The 18,705-nt window shown below is 35.2% G+C and carries 6 protein-coding genes and 7 pseudogenes; 3 read left to right on the top strand and 10 right to left on the bottom strand.

What is annotated here, in order from left to right:
* Positions 1 to 122: 122 nt before the first annotated feature.
* From BDD26_RS20045 to cuyB (BDD26_RS07800), 6 genes and pseudogenes are all read right to left on the bottom strand, one after another.
* A complete protein-coding gene (locus tag BDD26_RS20045; RefSeq protein WP_244922684.1) occupies positions 123 to 386 on the bottom strand; it encodes a restriction endonuclease in 264 nt (87 codons plus the stop codon).
* Positions 352 to 846 carry a winged helix-turn-helix domain-containing protein gene (locus BDD26_RS20040; protein WP_244922683.1) on the bottom strand — a complete coding sequence of 165 codons (495 nt, stop codon included), beginning with the start codon at positions 844 to 846 and terminating at the stop codon, positions 352 to 354. Before BDD26_RS20040 ends, BDD26_RS20045 begins: the two co-directional genes overlap by 35 nt.
* A pseudogene (dptH, locus tag BDD26_RS07815) lies at positions 847 to 5,929 on the bottom strand (DNA phosphorothioation-dependent restriction protein DptH).
* Positions 5,910 to 7,293: pseudogene (gene dptG / locus BDD26_RS07810) on the bottom strand (DNA phosphorothioation-dependent restriction protein DptG). Before dptG ends, dptH begins: the two co-directional pseudogenes overlap by 20 nt.
* Positions 7,293 to 8,973, bottom strand: a pseudogene (dptF, locus tag BDD26_RS07805) (DNA phosphorothioation-dependent restriction protein DptF). The pseudogenes dptG and dptF overlap by 1 nt, the downstream one beginning before the upstream one ends.
* Before the next feature lie 604 nt (positions 8,974 to 9,577).
* Positions 9,578 to 10,227: pseudogene (gene cuyB / locus BDD26_RS07800) on the bottom strand (cysteate racemase).
* Between the two features lie 197 nt (positions 10,228 to 10,424).
* On the opposite strand from cuyB (BDD26_RS07800), the pseudogene BDD26_RS07795 reads away from it, so the two are divergent.
* Positions 10,425 to 11,325: pseudogene (locus BDD26_RS07795) on the top strand (LysR substrate-binding domain-containing protein).
* Positions 11,326 to 11,404: 79 nt separating this feature from the next.
* On the opposite strand, the pseudogene BDD26_RS07790 reads toward BDD26_RS07795, so the two are convergent.
* Together BDD26_RS07790 and cuyB (BDD26_RS07780) are read right to left on the bottom strand one after the other, a co-directional pair.
* Positions 11,405 to 12,689 (bottom strand): annotated as a pseudogene (locus BDD26_RS07790) (dicarboxylate/amino acid:cation symporter).
* An 849-nt stretch (positions 12,690 to 13,538) separates the two neighbouring features.
* Positions 13,539 to 14,123, bottom strand: coding sequence for a cysteate racemase (gene cuyB / locus BDD26_RS07780; RefSeq protein ID WP_244922682.1), 585 nt, complete (start codon positions 14,121 to 14,123; stop codon positions 13,539 to 13,541).
* A gap of 85 nt (positions 14,124 to 14,208) precedes the next feature.
* Here cuyB (BDD26_RS07780) and BDD26_RS20035 point away from each other — a divergent pair.
* Positions 14,209 to 14,538: pseudogene (locus BDD26_RS20035) on the top strand (purine-nucleoside phosphorylase); the annotation flags it as partial.
* Between the two features lie 364 nt (positions 14,539 to 14,902).
* On the opposite strand, the gene BDD26_RS07770 reads toward BDD26_RS20035, so the two are convergent.
* Positions 14,903 to 15,319 carry a P-loop NTPase family protein gene (locus BDD26_RS07770; protein WP_038260909.1) on the bottom strand — a complete coding sequence of 139 codons (417 nt, stop codon included), beginning with the start codon at positions 15,317 to 15,319 and terminating at the stop codon, positions 14,903 to 14,905.
* 1,823 nt (positions 15,320 to 17,142) lie between these two features.
* Here BDD26_RS07770 and BDD26_RS07765 point away from each other — a divergent pair.
* Positions 17,143 to 17,445, top strand: a complete 303-nt coding sequence (locus BDD26_RS07765; protein WP_038267330.1) for a helix-turn-helix domain-containing protein — start codon at positions 17,143 to 17,145, stop codon at positions 17,443 to 17,445.
* Positions 17,446 to 17,536: 91 nt separating this feature from the next.
* Here the strand turns inward: BDD26_RS07765 and BDD26_RS07760 are convergent, their stop codons facing one another.
* Positions 17,537 to 18,694, bottom strand: a complete 1,158-nt coding sequence (locus BDD26_RS07760) for a glycerate kinase (RefSeq protein WP_115826121.1) — start codon at positions 18,692 to 18,694, stop codon at positions 17,537 to 17,539.
* Positions 18,695 to 18,705: the final 11 nt, after the last annotated feature.

Here is an 18,705-nt window from a genome sequence, read left to right as displayed (position 1 = left end):
AATAAATGACTCCTATTACTTATAATTCAAAGAAATTTTTATCTATTTCATATAGTTCATATGAATCTACTTTGGCAACTCCCATGCCATATTCAACTAAATATTCACACAATTTCTCTCCATCAACTAAAATAATATTCATACCTTGTGCTTTTTTCCGCATTTATTTTAGCTTGTTCAGTAAAACTTGAAGATGAAAAAAATACACCTTTTCGTGCTCCCTTTTGAGTCATTGCACCAATAAATTCTCGAACCTCACTAGATGGCACTTTTTTATTATTATATCTTTTAGCTTGAAGATAAATTTTCTCTAACCCTAATTTATCTTCATTTATTATACCATCTATTCCTTCATCTCCCGCTCCCCCAACCACTTTTTCCTGCAAGAATCTCACCCTGTCCATATCCTATTTTCAATAAGAGCTTGACTACCAATCGTTCAAAAAATGCAGGTTCAGAAGAATGGATTGCATCCAACAATTCATTCCTAATATTATTTATATGTTCTTTATATTTACTATGTATAATTTCTTCCGGTAACTGCTCTTTATTTATCTTCTCATCTTTTAAAGACTCAGTTTTTGGTACTTTTCCATTCCATATATCATATAATGGCTTAGTTTTCTGCCCTAACGTTTTAACTTCAATAAATATTTTCTTTGGAGATGCACTCGGGAAATCAACTCCATAGCAATGTCTTCTAATTTTCCCTCTTACAACGGATACGGGATCTTTAGCACCAAAAGAATAATAAGAATAATCTACAATTTTTTCATAAATATCTTTGTAGGATAGTGGCTTACCACTATCCTTTAACACCTTAAAAATAGCTTCGGTAATAGTCATTTATAACTCCCAAAAAGCTTTATCTCTCATTTTTTGGATTTTTTTATTTCCATCAACATATATACTAAAATGCGCTTCAAGGCATCGTATTTTTTCCATCAGTAATTCTTGTTCTCTTTTGTCATCAATGTTAAATATAGCCTTGATTTCATTATTTTTTATTTCAGAAACACGATGAATCACCCAAGTTAGAATATAAGAAGAGTAGTTATTTTCGTTAGTTTTAAAGTGTGTAAGCTCTTGTGTTGATAAAATAATGCCTACTTCCATATTCGCGGCCTTCTTTTAGTATCTTTCGTAAACTAAGAAAATCTTGCCTCATAAAGTTGTCAGCTTCATCTACCAAAATAATTTTAGTTAACTGACGATAGTTACCTTGTCTAGCAGGTTTACCACACATTTGCATTTGTGCATAAAAAAGATCCAAAGTTAATGCCACTACTAAATTTTGTATTTCTTCAGAATATCGAGATAACTGTATAATCGTTACCCCATTTATCAAGTCATACAAATTCATCATTTTCTCTGTATTAGTTTCAAATATCCGAAACGCAGCTAAATTATAGAGTGCTGCATATAAAGAATCTTCCTCTACTTTTTCCTGAGATAAATAGTGTTGCCAAAATATCCTCAATAGTTTGGTGCAGTACGGTTCCATGTAGTACAATCTTCCGAAATAATACCGACTGCCTCATAACATTCCATAATCAAGGTTACGAGTTTCATCCGTTGCTTTACGCCTAAATTGTACGCCCGCCCCATAGTTTCCGAAAATGCAATTGCTATATGTCTTGGTAACATAGGCATATCACCAAAAAGAGACAAAGGATTATAAGGTAATAGAGATAACTGATATTTTTTTGCACCTGTTTCCGCTAAAAAACTTCATCCTTAACATAATCGTCTTTGTAATCAAAAATCAATAAACCTATAGATTCGCTATTGACATTATTCCTCTGATTACGTATCAGTTGTGTAACTAATGACTTAGTGAATTGTGTTTTACCTGTTCCAGAATTGCCTATGATACCTGTATGAGCATTCATAAATTTTTCAGTATTAGTTGGTTCCCAATATAGTGGTCTTTTTCGCAAAGATTCATGACCAAACAATACTTGTAGTGGTGTTTGATTTGCTGCAATAGAAGTAGGTATTAAAATATCACTATTAGTTGTATCTATATTAGCAAAATTATTGTATTCAGTAGACTCAAAAATAACTTTAGATTGAATACCCTGTTCTTTATCCACAGAATTAATAAGCAAGTAGCGCTCAGGAACATTATAGTTAGTTATCAATTCATCCAACTTAGACGCACAGTCAGCTTCAATAAGAGAAGAAAGAAACCCATACGGCAATTCAATTTGTAAAATTTGTTTTTTTGTTACCTTGTATGAAGGCTCAAAACAACTATCACTATCAACATGGGCAAGTACAATACCATCAATATAATTTTGCAATTGCCCTAACTTGTAATTTCCTGTTAACCACCATTCCCTACGCGATAACAATGGTTCTAATATCTTGCTATCTAGAACTTGATAGAGTTGAAGTTTCTCTACCTGCATAAGGATTTGGCGGACAAATAGAGCACGATAAAGGCGAGAGGCCATAGTATCTTTACCCAGCAAATCTTCTTGTAAATAACGCTTAAGTTCACTCGCTTGATGTCCCGCATAACTGTAATCTGGTCGAGCCCCCGTTTTCACTTCTAAAGGGAGTAGATAAAGTTTGTCACCTTTGAAACCAACAAATAATACATCATCAGAAATAGCACCCTTACGGTATCCCTGTAAATTACGGGAAAAATCACTTTCACTCATCTTAAGACCGATATTGCCGGATACTCGTATCATTTCAGCTACAGAAAATGGGATCCAACAAATATCTGAATGCCGTAACATCGCCTGGACAAATTTATAAGCACCAATAATTCCGTGTTTTTCTTTACGTTTCTTTATCGGTAGAACGCAACATTTTGAGCAGCCATTCACCGTTAAACGCATTGAACTCAGAAAGCAGTCGATCACTACCTACCCTATATTCTTTCCCATCACCACTTTCCATACGGATTAAGTCCTTGAAAATTTCTACTTGTGTAGTCACAGTAACAGCATCATATCCAGTGCAACTGGTATATTGATCTGAGTAATGGATCAATACCACGTCTTTTTGGTTAGTGAAAAAATCAAGAGTAACTTTAGGATCAATAACTATTGTCCACAAGGAACTATTATAAGAACGTTTAAGTAAATTTTTGAAATTGGCACTAACAGCTAACCCAATCCCTAACCCCGAATGTTGAGTATTACTTTGGCGAGCAGGTTGCCATAACATGCCTAATAAACGGGCTATACGCAAAGACCGATATGGTTTCACATCGACGTGACGCAAACCAAATGCAGTAAAATAAGCATCTCCCAGAGTTTCAGCACCTTCACCAGAAATTAAACCATTACAAAGCACGCCACTTAATGCTTCATCCATACTGATATAACGGCAATCAACAGGAACGCTATTATTAAAAAATGCTAAATGAGCATAAGCTAGAACACTATTATCTGCCGGTATTGTAAATTTACTAAAAGTAAGGCGGCTACGAATTAAATCAATCAACAGATCTGCATCTTCCCGCTTTAATCCCAGCCAATTCTTAAGATCATCATAGGAGCTCATTTCCGAAAAACGATCAAAATCATTTTGCATTAACTGCTCATCGTAGAAATTAACATGTATAGCTATTACATTTTCTTTATTCTGCTTAAAGTAATCAACAAGCCCCAAAAATAACTCTTTTGCAACACCTTGATTAATGGCATTGATTATCAAAGCACTATTACCTATGCCACTAAATAATCTGGCGTATGCATCGGTAAATTCATTGAGTTTATCGCGCACCAAACGTTTAACATAACCGTGACTAACTCGGCGCTGAGGGACAACATCTATCCAAAAACTATTATCTTTAATTGGTTGTAATTGAGCGAATTCATACTCGCTATGATAAACAAAAGGCATTAATCCAGAAGCAACTAAACGCTCAAGAGTAACGTCAGGTAATTCCAAAAAAGAAGTATCACATTCTTCAACTAATTGTAGATGGTAAGCTAATACTAACGGATGCAATGGAGAGAGACGCTCATCGCCTTCGTTACAATGAATCCCTAAACGTAATAAGAATTTTTCATCATCATTAAGTACTTTGTTTAGATTAATATCACTTAATGCTGTTTCAAATGCATCCAGAATGGCAGTTACTAAACAACAGTATTCATCAGACCATGCCACTAAACTCGGTAGAGTTTTGCGTTGCTGATAGTAAGTAAACAAAGCATTATACGAATTATATAAATTCACATTAATTATGCGTAATTTATCCACATCGTATACTCCGCCAGAAGCAGGAACATAAAGCAGCCTGTTATCCACCATCTCTGCTTCCATTCCTAATAACTGTAAACGTACACCAACTATTGTATGTTCAGTATTATCAAAGATAACTCGCCGTTTGGAGCGATTATATTCAGCGTTCCCTTCTTCTTTGAGTAATTTATCAAAACGACTTTGATCAAAAAGTAATGGCAACGTTATTTTTTCTTCTGCACCTGGGCCTTCAACATTAATTGTTAGATAATTTTCGCCAGAAACGAGTTTAAATTTAATTATCTCACTTTGGTTTGCCAACGCTTCAAAATCGACTAGTGCACATTTATGAATATCAATCTCATCGTCATCACTCTCCAAAACTACAAATACTGTTACCATTTTGTGCAATGCGTAATTGGTTTTCTTCTAGTTGAAGAGTAATCTGTTCCTTACCGGGTTCAATACGATAGTAAGTTTTAATTTCATCAAGATAAAAACTATTTTTCTCGATTACTAGCATTCTAAACTTGTATTCTTCTGCTCTATTATCCCGATTAATCAATTCCAAGCTAAGAAAGATTGGATGTCCATCAAAAGGAATCATGACCTTCACGCGGGAATTCTTACCCCCAGCACGACTGACTGACCAAACTTGCTGTTTTTTTAATCTCCGGTTATGGGTGATTTTTATTTGGTTGTCTTGTAGGTCATTACCTAAGAAAGAAAAATCTAGCTCCACAACTTGCTGAAATACTGGAGCTTGAACCAATAGGCTAATATCTTTTTTCCCAGCTTTAGTTTCGCTTTTCTTCCGTTGCCAAATAATAGTATCATCAGATGCTGTAACATTCTCAAACCATAAATTTTGTTCCTGACAATCTTTCTTTTCTTGACGATAAATCGAGAAATCAAGAAACTGCCAATCATTCTTTTCTTCAAAATGTTCCCTAATGAATTTTTTACTAAATTCAGTTAGTACACTTTCAAGTTGGTCACCATAATGTTCAACACTATCCTTTATTAAACTATACAACTTACGGTTTTCATCAAGCCTACTTCGGATCTGCCCCTTTGTAGTATTCATATTTAAGATGGTTGAATCATTAAATAACCCCAACTCGGAAAACTCTAAAAGGCCACTCTCCAAGGAACGATAAAGTGGAGCAAAACCAAAATACTGTAGCGCCTTCCTCAAGGATCATTGCTAATTGATCATCCAACAAACAACGAGATAACTCATATCCTTTATTACCTGATGTTATTAGGGTTCCTATCTTTTTACTAAATGTTTCTGGATGCCAAATAGCTTCTGGAGCAGCCAAATCTTTAGTGCTGTTTAGCAATGTATCAAGCATGCTATTGTGAATGATTAACAGCACAGATTTAGCAAAGGTATCCTCACGACCAGATACTCTGTCACGTAGATGAGATATATAGTTTTCAGTAAATGCCAGATTCCCTTCACCCTGTAAAACAGGAATTAACTGGATGCCATCACGACAGTAAATACAAGGCGCTAATTGTTTGGTTTGTTGCTCATCTGAAGGTAGCTCAAAGGTATGCCCACCAGATAACGCTACAAAAGCCTGATAAAGTTTTTAACGCATTGTCAGCATCCGGTGATTTAAACTGATAACGCTCGCCTGGCTGGATGAAATTGTCCACCCACTCAAGAAAAGATTGAGCCAAAAAAAGTTTCATACTGTCTTACGGACATAAACGGCATCTCCACTATCACTCATGCGTTCCACATTTCCCATACGCTCATAGAAAGCAACCAAAGCTAAAGAAGATTGGTTATCAAGGTAAAAACCACGTTGCTCAAAACAATGTAATAGCTCATGAAGACGCAACTTTTCATTTTTCCCAATAGCAAAGATTGGTCAGTAGCAAAAGTCGATCCTGATTGAGTACTAAAACTTTTCCAGCCCTTCCACGGGCTTGAATAAAACCAGTACAAATTTCTTTTTCTAATGCATTTACATAATCACGATTAATTCCTGGACGTGTCGTGCTCTTATCGAAAAATTGTTCTCTAGCTACTAATAAAAGCTGTTTAAATGCACTTTCAATATCTGAAGCAACCTCTATTTCTTCGGGAATTAGTTTTTTATTCTTATTCCTGTTTAGAATAAAATTTCGAATATAGTTATTCATACAAGACAAAATATTATTTTTATCAGGATAATCTAAAATATCTTGATAAATTTGCCACAAAGGGCGCTTTTTCTTCTTTTTCTTATCATTATCATCCTCATTATCACTCTCATTCCATTGCAAAACTTCAAGTGCAGAAAGGATAGGAAACAGCTTTTCTCGTTCTTTCTCAAAGAGCTTATAACCAAAACGTTTTACTTTCTCCCTTTCTGAACTAGCCTTTTCTGTATCCAAAATAAAATATAAAGATTTGCTTTTTGGCTCACCATGACACCAACTTTCTAAATTTAGCGCCAACTGGGCACAATAGGTAAAAGCATATAGCCGAAGCATATTGCCAAACTCTTGTAGTAGATATTGAGGGTGCTCAGTTAAAAACTCGAGATCTTGCTGAAAACATCTAACCAAATAAGGTAAATAGGGTTGTTCTTCAACAAATAGATTTTTATCTAATACTCGCAAGTTCTTTTCCAATACATCAATCATATGTTGTTCAAGGAAGTTGAGTCGATCATATAATCGATTTTTGAGACTGAAATCGCCCATCAAATTGGCAAAGAGAGAACCTAAGCGCCAATTTGCCACCCCCAGAACACTTTTACCTGAACCAGTTCCACCAAACTGAGCATAGAACAGTAAAAAAAGAGGAGATATTTTAAAGATATCCTTATTAACAAAGTACATACGTTCCAAGACAGACCAAAATTCAGGTTCATCAAGTTGCATCAGTAGATATTTTTGGCAATCCTCTTTAAACATCTCAAAATCATACTCTTTGACCTGACGTTTGAGGGTATAACTCAAGACTAATCCAGTAACTATATTCCAATCAAACTCATTATTTTTGCTACGGATAGGGAGGTAACTATCTAGCCTATTGTGTTCCTCGACTTTTAGCTTTTTTGCAATAGGATAAGAGTTCATTAGACTACTCCATTCATGCCACTAATGTTAATCATATCGTCATCTTCCTTAGCAATATAAGTTCGTCTACCATCATAAAATTTAAGAATCGAACTTGATTTAGCCTGCTCAGTGATTTGCTCTACAATTTCATCTAATAGAATAATAGCATTTTTATCATATTTATTAGGACGATATCCGTTATTCAATTTGCTTAATAACTCAAATAAATTCAAATTAATACTTATCGGTTTCAGTGGATAATCATCAATTTTCAGATAAGCATCAAAACAAGCAGGTTTCGTGACATTTTTCTTTAAAATTGCATCATAATCCCCTTTGAGGGCCACAGGCGCAGTAACCTTTATTGAACCAAATGCTCCCAAAAATAACTCATCTTTATTGGTAGTAAGTTCTGGTGCCTTTACGATTGGCATAGCTCTGGATTGCTGCAATTAATTTCGAAGCATAGAAACGACGTAATTCCATTTTTTGGTCACGATCACCAGTATAATTTGCATGTAAATACCAAATATGGGCATAGTCTTCCAACAAGCTTTCCTGGAAAAACGGTGCAAATTTCCTATGATAGCCATTTCCAAATTCATCTGCTCGTAACAAACTAAATAAACGAATCAGTGATGCTGCATCCCCCTGCCTGACTTGGTTTCTATCAAAAGAAATATGTTTTTTAGCCAACTCCTTTAAAAAATCATCTAAATTAGGATCAGGTAGCCCTAGCTCATAGCGCAGAACAAACTGATCTAACTCATATGTGTGTAAACTGGCTGGATCAAAATCAGCCATTCTTTGTACTAACTCGTTTTCTTCACCAACAAAAAGATTGTCAAACAAATAACCGGGTCCAAGTAGTAAATGATGAAGTAAATCAAGTAGCGCGCGAGTCGTAACAAATTGATCCTTCATTAAACGGGCTTTAAATAACTGTGTAATGATGACATCTTGTACACTTGAAATACTCAACAATTTAAAATTGGCAATAATCTTTAATTCACGGTCTGCTTGTTCATCATTTGTAGCGATGACATAAAATAAGTTTTCATCATTGGTAGCGATGACATAAAATAAGTTTTCATCATTAGCCTCAGTTAATTTGGTCATCAATTTTTTAGCAAAAGAAGAATAATTCTTATGCTCGCTAAACTGAAATTTTGGGTAATGTTCAAAGTCAAAAAAATGGCATCCATCTATATAGCAGGGAGCTTGGGTGTTAGAGCTACAATTGAAAAAACAGTCAATAGCAGATTTAATATCGTTATGGCGCTCTGAACCTTCCATTGAAAAATTGACGAGCATTCCAGTATTAATTCCTAATACCAACGGGCGATGGCCTTCCTTGTATGCATCAAAAAGTTTGTCCAGAGTTTCTATTGCTGACTGATGAGGAGAAAAACTGTGTGTCGCATCAAGATGGAAATCACACTTATGTTGATAGTGTTCATAGCAACGGGTAAGAATTTCTGATTTACCATCACCACTACTGCCACAAAGAAAAACAATTTCCCTGCTGTTCAAAGAATCCAAACATTTTTTAATATCTGATTCAATTTTCTGTTCAACAAAAAGTCGTTGCTTTAGGTCATCAAGTACATCTCTGCGTCGATTTGTAAGTGTTGCCACCGAAAACGATGATGATTTCGCTAACACACTTAGAGCCTTTCTCAATGTGAGTGAACTCATAGCTTAATGTTCTCTTATGTAATTTTTAGAATATTTTATACAATCCTCCTTACAAGCTCTATATGTAGAGATCAATTAAATTGAACCTTTAAAGTTAATACACCACTTTTATCATTCCTGTGAACCTTGTCAGATATGAGCTCATGATATACCTTGATTAATTTGATATATCAGGGGCATATCCTTTATGTCATATGTCAAAGAATAACCTTTAAGTCTTAACCCCATAAAAAACATAATTTTTTTAAACATCTCTCATGTTTTTCTGTCAGGTTTTGCTGTAAGGGTTCTACTCATGAATACCACATCAATATATTTAATGACATCTTCTACTATCACAATTCCTCACTACATCTTTGTAGTTTTCTGCTACTTTAAGAATCTTCTTACTTACTTTTAGCTAATTTTTCAGCATAAAAAATTAGTGCATCTGCACCTATTATTGAGAGCTATAATATTTCTGTACATCCAATAATATCGCGATACATATTCATTATTATCTCGATAATTAAATTTATAATCTTGATTTTTATTAATCCATTCATTAAAAAATTTTATTTAGTAAAAATCACTATATCCCCTATAACTAAGGTAATAAATATATTTAACAATATTTGCACTCAATTTCATTATATTTACATAAAGAAACGGATTTTCTAACCAACTCCTCCGTAGCATCAATATACTTCCCATTATTATCATCACCTCTAAGAATAATCGGTATCTCACTACATCCCAGAATAAAATTTTCAACACCAACATTTTTAAGCTGAGAAATAATCGATTTCAATAACTGATACCCCCTCTCCTCATCTCCACTTTTATATGCCAAAATACTTTCCATAATAATTCTCTGTTGAATATCACCAGGAATAACAAAATTTATATTCTCTTTTTTCAATCTATCTTGATAAAGCTCTGCTTTTATCGTTCCTGTCGTAGCCAGAACAGCAATGTTATTCATCCCCTCATTAACAATTTTATGACAAGTAATATCAATCATATTAAGGAAATGAACTTTGGTTGCCGATTTTAACTCCTCATACCAATAATGAGCGGTATTACAGGGCATGATATACACTGAGCTCCTGCATTTTCTAATATTCTTAATGCAGTCACCATTTGTTTTAATGGTGATTCTCCTCCAGAAAGAATATTTTCTGTCCTGTCAGGTATGTCAGGAAAAGAAATGGTGATAACAGGAATATGTTCCTGATCGCAAGTTGCTGGTGTATTTTTAATTATCTTTTCCATTGCATCTACCGTTGCAGCAGGTCCCATTCCACCGAGTATTCCAATAATTTTTTTCATATGTCACCTCAGCAAATAATCATTATGATGACACAGCTATTATGGTTAATAATTGCAATATTTCTATTCGCTATGTTGAATTTGCATAAGGTTTTTTCATTTATTTAAATCAACAAAAGTGACTTTATAGGGAGGATTTTATGTTTAACAATATTGAGCTGAAATGGTTATATGATGCTGTAATGTTGGAAGAGTTGAGAAGTTTTACTCTTGCCGCAGAAAAAAAGGAATATATCCCAATCGTCATTTAGCAGGAGAATTCAGGCGCTTGAACATGCTATCGGTTTTGAAATATTTATTCGCAGTTCAAATCCACTACAACTTTCGTTACAAGGCAAGAGCTTTATTGTTTATGTCAGAAATCTTCTTGGGGATATAGAACATCAAATAGGAAAAATAAAAGGGGAGGAAATATCTAAACACCGAATTAATATCGCCGCAGCACATTCACTCGCTATTTCTTTACTCCCTGTATTTATTTCTGGTTTTACAGAAAAGATGGATAAAATTTTTAATGTTGAATCAATCAATGTTGATGAGGCGGTAAATAATCTTAAAGATGGGAAAAGTGATTTTATTCTGTCGTTTTTTAATGAAGAACTGATGGCTGCACCATTCTTGCACTATAAGGTATTGGATGCTCGGTTATATCTCGTCTCTGGCTGTAAGTCTGATGGAGAACCGTCGTATCGTTTGGACTATACCCCCTTACCATTAATGAAATATACCGATGGTAGTTATATGGGGAGACAAGTAAATCAGTTACTGGAGAAAAAGTTCAGTAACAAATTTACCTATTTTTTTCAGTCATCAATGAGCGAACTACTGAAACGTATGGTGCTGAATGGTCATGGTGTGGGTTGGTTGCCGGATTATTCAATCTATGAAGAACTCAAAAATCGGCAATTATCCATTTTGGATCCAGGCAATACTTCAATAAAGATGGGCGTTTACATCTACCGAACCCATTTTCGGCTTAATCCTTCCTCAGAGCGCTTTTGGCAGTATATAAGGCAAGGTGAAAACAGCGAACGAAAGTGACTTGACTAATAAAAGCTGACTGTTTGCACCGTCAAATAAGCTTGCTGTAATCAGTTGGTAGAATACAGCAAGTCTTGATTCAAACTTCTTGTCTGGCAGCGTCTTTTTCTTGCGCTTCCGGCTCGGAATTCCCCTGCTTTTCCTCCATCTTGGCAATCACCGCAGTAGCAATGCTGTTACCGATTACATTGGTTGCCGTACGCCCCATATCAAGGAGTTGGTCGATGGCAAGGATCAGCAAAATACCTGCTTCAGGCAACTTGAACATAGGAAGTGTCGCAGCAACAACTACGACAGAAGCCCGCGCTACACCAGCCATACCTTTGCTGGTGACCATAAGCGTCAACATAATCAGGATTTGTTCTGTGATACTCAGGTCAATATTGTAAGCCTGTGCAATAAATAGAATGGCAAAGGATTGATACATCATTGAGCCATCAAGGTTAAAGGAATAACCCAAAGGCAGTACAAAACTGGAGATTTTTTTCGGTACACCAAAGCTATTCAGTGCATTCATCGTTTTTGGGTAAGCGGATTCGCTGCTCGCGGTGGCAAAAGCCAGTGCCACAGGTTCCCTGATAAGCCGCAGTAATGAAAATATATTCTTGCCGAGGAAAAGAAATCCAACAGCAAATAAAACTACCCAGAGTGAGAATAATCCAAGATAAAAAAAGACCAATAAGTTTGCCATAATCATAAAGCAGACCTAATCCCTGTACTGTAATAGCCGAAGCAATAGCAGCGAAGACCGCAATCGGTGCCAATGACATTACATAATCTGTGATGCGGAACATGATACGTCCCAGATCTTCAATCATAGTCACAATAGGGCTTGTCTTCTGGCTATCCCGGCAAATGTATGACAATGCCGAACCAAAGAAGAGAGAAAAAATCAGGATCTGTAATATCTCATTATTCGCCATAGCCGCGGCAAAACTACTGGGGAATATATGACTAATAAAGTTTTTCAGGGAAAATCCGCTGGTATTGAGGCCCGTATCGATATTTACCTGTTGAGGAATAGCGATATTCAACCCAATCCCCGGCTGGAACAAGTTAACTATCAGCATACCAATGCCAATTGAAACCAATCCAGCAATAATAAACCATATCATTGCTTTGATGGTAATCCGCCCTACGGATGATGATCCCCCGATTGACATTAACCCGGCAACTATCGTAGCAAATATAAGCGGGGCAATAATCATTTTTATCAGACGAAGGAATACATCGGTAATGATGTTGATATAGGAAGCAACTTCTTTTGTCTGGCTGGCATCAAGGTATTGATGAAACCCCCAACCTGTTATCACTCCAAGCAGAATAGCGATAATAATCTGCCGCATAAGTTTTTGCCTGTTCATGCTGATTCCTTATTCTCTGTAAATACTAAAGCCAATTATTCTGTTTCTCTGCTTCCTGATTTTACCCTAACAAATATTTATATTTTTTTAACTTTTAATGAAATGCAAATGGGGGATGAGACATGCAAGATATGCATATTGTTTTTCATAGTGAAGGTTAAATTAACCTTTCCGATTAATTGGCTTCTTATTAATTCTGCTTATTTAAAAGGTTTTGTTTCAGAAAAAATAAAAGTCATTATCAATATTGATGCCTTGATTTAAATGATTATTATATGTTTTCTTTAAACATATAATAAACAAAATTCAAATAAAGTATTTCATTCTTGAATTTCTTCTTTTTTAAGTGGGACTTAAAAAATTTTGACGTTCAATTTCCCCTAAAGTTGTAGTGGTTATTTTTAATTATATTTCCTATTTATTTCTTCTTATTCCTGGTTATTACTTTTGTAGTAAAATAATCTATTATAAAAATTTCTATATAATATGTCGCCATATGTAATAAGTTTAACAACAAGATGGCAACTTCCGAACGGTTTTTTCGGCGCGTAAATAAAGGGTTATCGATTAAATTACTGTATATGATAATGTTATAATTTGAATAAATGACTTCAATACCAATCCATTACTTCAACTGATAAATAACCCTGCTAAATTCAAATAGTAAATTTATACGAATATATTATATTTTTTCTTATTAAGATAAAAAATAGTGAATCTATTTAGTAATAGTTCTATTTCTCTTCAATGAAAAACTAACACAAAGCAATTGCCATTTTAACCAACTCCTCCGTAGCATCTATATATTCTCCATTATTATCATCCCCTCTAAGAATAATCGGTATCTCACTACATCCCAGAATAAAATTTTTCAACACCAATATCTTTCAACTGAGAAATAATTGATTTTAATAACTGATACGCCCTCTCCTCATCTCCACTTTTATATGCCAAAATACTTTCCATAATAATTCCCTGTTGAATATCACCAGGAATAACAAAATTTATATTCTCTTTTTTCAATCTATTTTGATAAAGCTCTGCTTTTATCGTTCCTGTCGTAGCCAGAACAGCAATGTTATTCATTCCTTCACTGACGACTTTATTACAAGTAATATCAATCATATTAAGAAAAGTAACTTTGGTTTCTGCTTTTAATTCATCATACCAATAATGAGCAGTATTACAGGGCATGATAATATATTGAGCACCTGCATCCTCTAATATCCTTAATGCGGCTAATATTTGTTTTAACGGTGACTTTCCCCCAGAGAGAATGTTCTCTGTCCTGTCAGGTATATCAGGAAAAGAAATAGCAATAACAGGAATATGTTCCTGATCACAATTTGCTGATGTATTTTTAATTATCTTTTCCATTGCATCTACCGTTGCGGCAGGCCCCATTCCACCGAGTATTCCAATAATTTTTTTCATACGTCACCTCAGCAAATAATCATTATGATGACACAACCATTACGGTTAGTAATTGCAATATTTCTATTCGCTATGTTGAATTTGCATACCCCACTTTGCGAAATCAGAAGCAGTTGGACATTCGAATGAACTGGTTATTGGTTCCATTGGTGGAAAAAATGTTGTCGCAATGAAAGGCTGTTTTCATTATTACGAAGGCTTTACACTGGATCAAGTCACATTTCCTGTCCGCTTAATGAAAGCATTAGGGGTGGAAAAACTTATTATCACGAATGCATGTGGTGCTGTGAATAGGGATTTTAGCCCTGGTGATTTAATGCTCATTACTGACCACATTAATTTAACCGCAAGTAATCCACTGATTGGACCAAATAACCCAGAGCTTGGTGTACGTTTTCTTGATGTCAGTGAAGTAGCCACTTAGTCATGAAGAAGTGATTGAAACAGCGGAAAAAGTAAAAGAACAATTTCTTAATTTAGTAACAGAGGTGATTATTCGATTCTGGTTTTTCACTTATGTATTAATTAGTTGTTATTCACATTTAATAAAAATCCATGAAAATGGATCAGGAGATCTGTCGAAAAACATTGTGGTAATTATTTTTACATAATCACAATATAAAATAGTTTACTTAAGTTACATCATCATGAATTTTAAGATTATTAATGGTGAGAGGGATTAGCAAATTACTCGGATTATATTTTATTTATATAGAATATCACGAATGTTATTTTTACGTTCATATGTAAATATGATTGATAATAATTTATAAATTTAATTATCGGGTAAGTTCCCATTTATCAAATTGTTCCTTAATCTCTTTAATGGAATTCAGTCTTATCTTGGGTATGGTCAGTTGTTCAAACATTGCCGCATAGCGTTCTCTGCTTTTTGGTGTAATAACCGTGATATGATGGAGCATTTTCCATTTGATACTGTCTTTACCGCCTTCCAGAGCACCATAACGATTGTTTTGAAACAGGGTTCTATTTACGTAACGTAACAGACTTGATGGCAGTGAGATAAATTCTTCCACGGTGCGTTCCTGCCAGTTTGTATTTGGTAAATGAAAAAGCTGATCCAAGTGAATTGTTTTCAAATTACATTTTGTGGAGATTGCATTAGCAAGTGTAGACTTACCGCTATTCGAAGGCCCCATAATGCAGATTCTATTTCCTAAATCTGAAAGTTGCATAACATCCTCCAATAATCATAAAGCGGCATATATTATATGTATGGGGGAATTGTTCAAGTAAAGCACTTCAAATTTAACTCAATTTGAACTAAAGATTTTGAGAAACCATATTTTTAAACTGTGATAACGTAACGATTCCAACAAGAGAATCACAGGCTTCCCATCTTTATAAACTAATGTCGAATGGAAAAACTCTATTGATCTCAGCTAACTTAGCTGGATTATCTATGATTTCATTGACAGCAAATGCAGGCAGGGAAAACCCAATTGCGATGGATACGCTACAAGCAACACTACAGCAAACGCAACTGGATTATCTTTTGGTGCAGGACTGAAAGTAAATACAATGTCAAATCTCACGATTGATGTTTCATGCGAATATTCCCAATGGGATGAGGTTAATTTCCCTAATCGTCTAAATTCCTTCAAAATATCGGTCATGCCAAATCACTTACAGGCTATATTCGTGTCAACCTGTAATGCCTGACTTCTCATGTCATGTACTGCAAACTGAAAAAATAAACCGAAATTAGATAAGGTTTATTTATCATAAGGTATAATATGAAAAAGCTGATAATTATCACATAACTTCACAAAAAAACCTGATTACAGCGATAATAAATTGTTAAATAAAGAGATTAAAATCAGAACCTTTTAGCTTCCTTTAATCTGTTCAATAAAAAGATCTCTAAGTAAACGAGTTTTAAATATGCTTTTATGTGAAAATCAGTATCTTATTGTTTTTATACTAAAAAATAAAAAAATCCATAAAATGGCAGGCAAAAAACAGGCTACTCTTCACTATTTAAAAGTGCGAGTGAGTTGTTATTTTCTTGAAAGCCAAAGATTATTTAGCAGAAAAAGTTTCTATAAGTAATATTTTCTAATGGAAATTAGAGAATATTGCAATAATAATGCAATGAAAGATTAAAATCTATTTACTTAACCAAAATTAATGAAATTTAACTCAAAAACGAAACATTTTATACCAAACTGTTTAGTTTGGATTTATAATCTATATTTGCGATTTTAAATAGAATTAAACTCTGAGATTGCAAGGACTGACTGATATTAATTCTGGATGATTTGGCTGCTGTTGATTTCGAGTAAGTAACAATTTTTGATCAGTAATACTATTTAAAAGAAATTAACTGTGTGAATAACAAAAAAAATTCATATATTATAATAAATTAAGTGTAATGAGATTTGATATGTAATGAAATTTGACTTAAGTAATGTTATATAGGATTATGTTTACAGTTTGGTATATTTTGTTTAGTTTCTAACCTCATGGAAGATCTTAATAAAATAGATAAATACAAGATAATGGCGATTTTTTTGCAAATAAACAATGTATTGATAATTTTATTGATTAAATTAAAAAAATACTTTGTTATTCAATTTTTTAAATAAAAATAAATAACATACTTAACGTTTAAAAACCTATTCATTATTCCTCATATGAAGAGAACAGCCTGCTGTTTTACTCAATTGCGGGGGAAAGTAGTTGCAAGATGCAAGGTAACAACAAAATAGAGAAAGTGGTTTGCGTCATGGAAGAGTACACCTTGCCTCAGTAAAGGTTCTGTTTTTTACAACACGTTAATAAGAAAAGTTATTCATTAAAAAAACAAGGCGCATGTCAGAAAACAAAACGGCGGATCAGGTGTAACAATAGGGCATACCGTGAACGGTATTAAACCCGTCAAGGTATGCCCTATGTTACGTGCAGTGGTGAAGTAAAGCTGAGCCATTTTGAAGCCCTAGGGCAATTATCCTTGATAACGCCATAACTTACTGATTTAAAAATAAAAGGATAAGATATGGAAGATGCAAACCTGTTAATCGGACAACGTATTCAAACTAAAAGGAAAGAGTTGGGTATCACAGCAACGGCATTAGCGAAACAAATTGGCATTAGCCAGCAACAGCTTTCACGTTATGAAAGAGGAACTAATCGAATTAATGTCAATCATCTGGTTGCCATTTGTAAGATATTGGAAACTGATGTTTCCTGGTTCTTTGACGAGTGCTTTAAAGAAGAAAACAAGGAAGGTTCTGTTAATAAACTCGATACTCAATACATTCCCATGGCTGAAACAATTATAGGGAAAAATGGTTGTTAAATGGGTCAAAATAATCCCCTGTCAGAAGCCTGCCATCAAGCTTGAGCCAAATGGGGGCTTTCTGACTCCTCCCAAGTATTTATCCATTCTTTCAATGGCTATCTGCTTTCTTATCTATGCCAGCCATATTCCAAACCGTCGCAATGTTACGTGCCAATACCTGTAGATTATCAACACTATTAGTCAGAGCATCAGCAAGAGTGCAAGCTTCGGGAATAATAGAAAATACAGCATCCAGACCGTGTTGATGTACTATATGGTAGTCTTTGCTCATTCCTCCCACTAAGGCGATAACAGGAATACCGAATTTCCTGGCGATACGTGCAACACCAATAGGAGTTTTGCCATATATAGTCTGGCTATCCATACGACCTTCACCAGTAATAACCAGATCTGCCCCCTGAATCATCTTTTCCAACTTCAAAGTCTCAATCACAATCTCAACACCTGATTGTAATTTTGCGCCCAGACAACCCAGTAGAGAAGCGCCTATACCGCCCGCCGCGCCTGCTCCCGCAGCATCGATCACATTTCTGCCTGTTACCGCTTCAATTTTCATTCCGTAATGGAATAAGGCTGAATCCAATATCTTAACCATTTCTGGTGTCGCTCCTTTTTGTGGGCCAAACACCGCAGATGCTCCGGATTTACCGCATAATGGATTATTTACATCACAAGCTACGGTAATTTTCAGTTGCCTGAGCCGGGTATCAAGACCCGAAAGATCGATACTTTCCAATCGTGTTAATGCTGCTCCACCAAATGGCAAAATGCGGTTATCACCATCCCATAAATTTGCCCCAAGTGCCTGCATCATTCCTGCACCACCATCATTGGTTGCACTGCCACCGATACCTAAAATTAGATTTTGTGCGCCGTGCTCCAACGCAGCCAGGATAAGCTCTCCAGTACCATATGTTGTCGTTATCAAAGGATTGCGCTGTTCCAACGGCACTAAGTGCAATCCTGAAGCTGCTGCCATTTCTATAACTGCGGTTTTTCCATCGCCCAGCAGTCCCCAAAAAGCCTCAGTCGTTCTCCCCAAAGGATCGGTAACTGCACATGTGATACGTTTCCCTCCTGTCGCAGCCACCAGCGATTCCACTGTACCTTCTCCGCCATCGGCCATCGGTAGCTTGATATAATCAGCCTGCGGAAGAATTTCCCGAAATCCCTGCTCTATCGCTTCTGCTACCTGTAAGGCACTTAAGCTTTCTTTAAATGAATCCGGGGCAATCACAATTTTCATAACAATTTCCT

Source organism: Xenorhabdus cabanillasii (assembly GCF_003386665.1).
In the GTDB taxonomy this organism is placed as follows: Bacteria; Pseudomonadota; Gammaproteobacteria; order Enterobacterales; family Enterobacteriaceae; genus Xenorhabdus; species Xenorhabdus cabanillasii.
Note: the sequence above shows the minus strand (reverse complement) of the source record. Positions and strands in the feature narration are given on the sequence as shown.

Coding starts and splice junctions, on each gene's coding strand:
- BDD26_RS20040 (WP_244922683.1), bottom strand. CDS start 846: ATGACTATTACCGAAGCTATTTTTAAGGTGTTAAAGGATAGTGGTAAG.
- cuyB (WP_244922682.1), bottom strand. CDS start 14,123: ATGAAAAAAATTATTGGAATACTCGGTGGAATGGGGCCTGCCGCAACG.
- BDD26_RS07770 (WP_038260909.1), bottom strand. CDS start 15,319: ATGCAACTTTCAGATTTAGGAAATAGAATCTGCATTATGGGGCCTTCG.
- BDD26_RS07765 (WP_038267330.1), top strand. CDS start 17,143: ATGGAAGATGCAAACCTGTTAATCGGACAACGTATTCAAACTAAAAGG.
- BDD26_RS07760 (WP_115826121.1), bottom strand. CDS start 18,694: ATGAAAATTGTGATTGCCCCGGATTCATTTAAAGAAAGCTTAAGTGCC.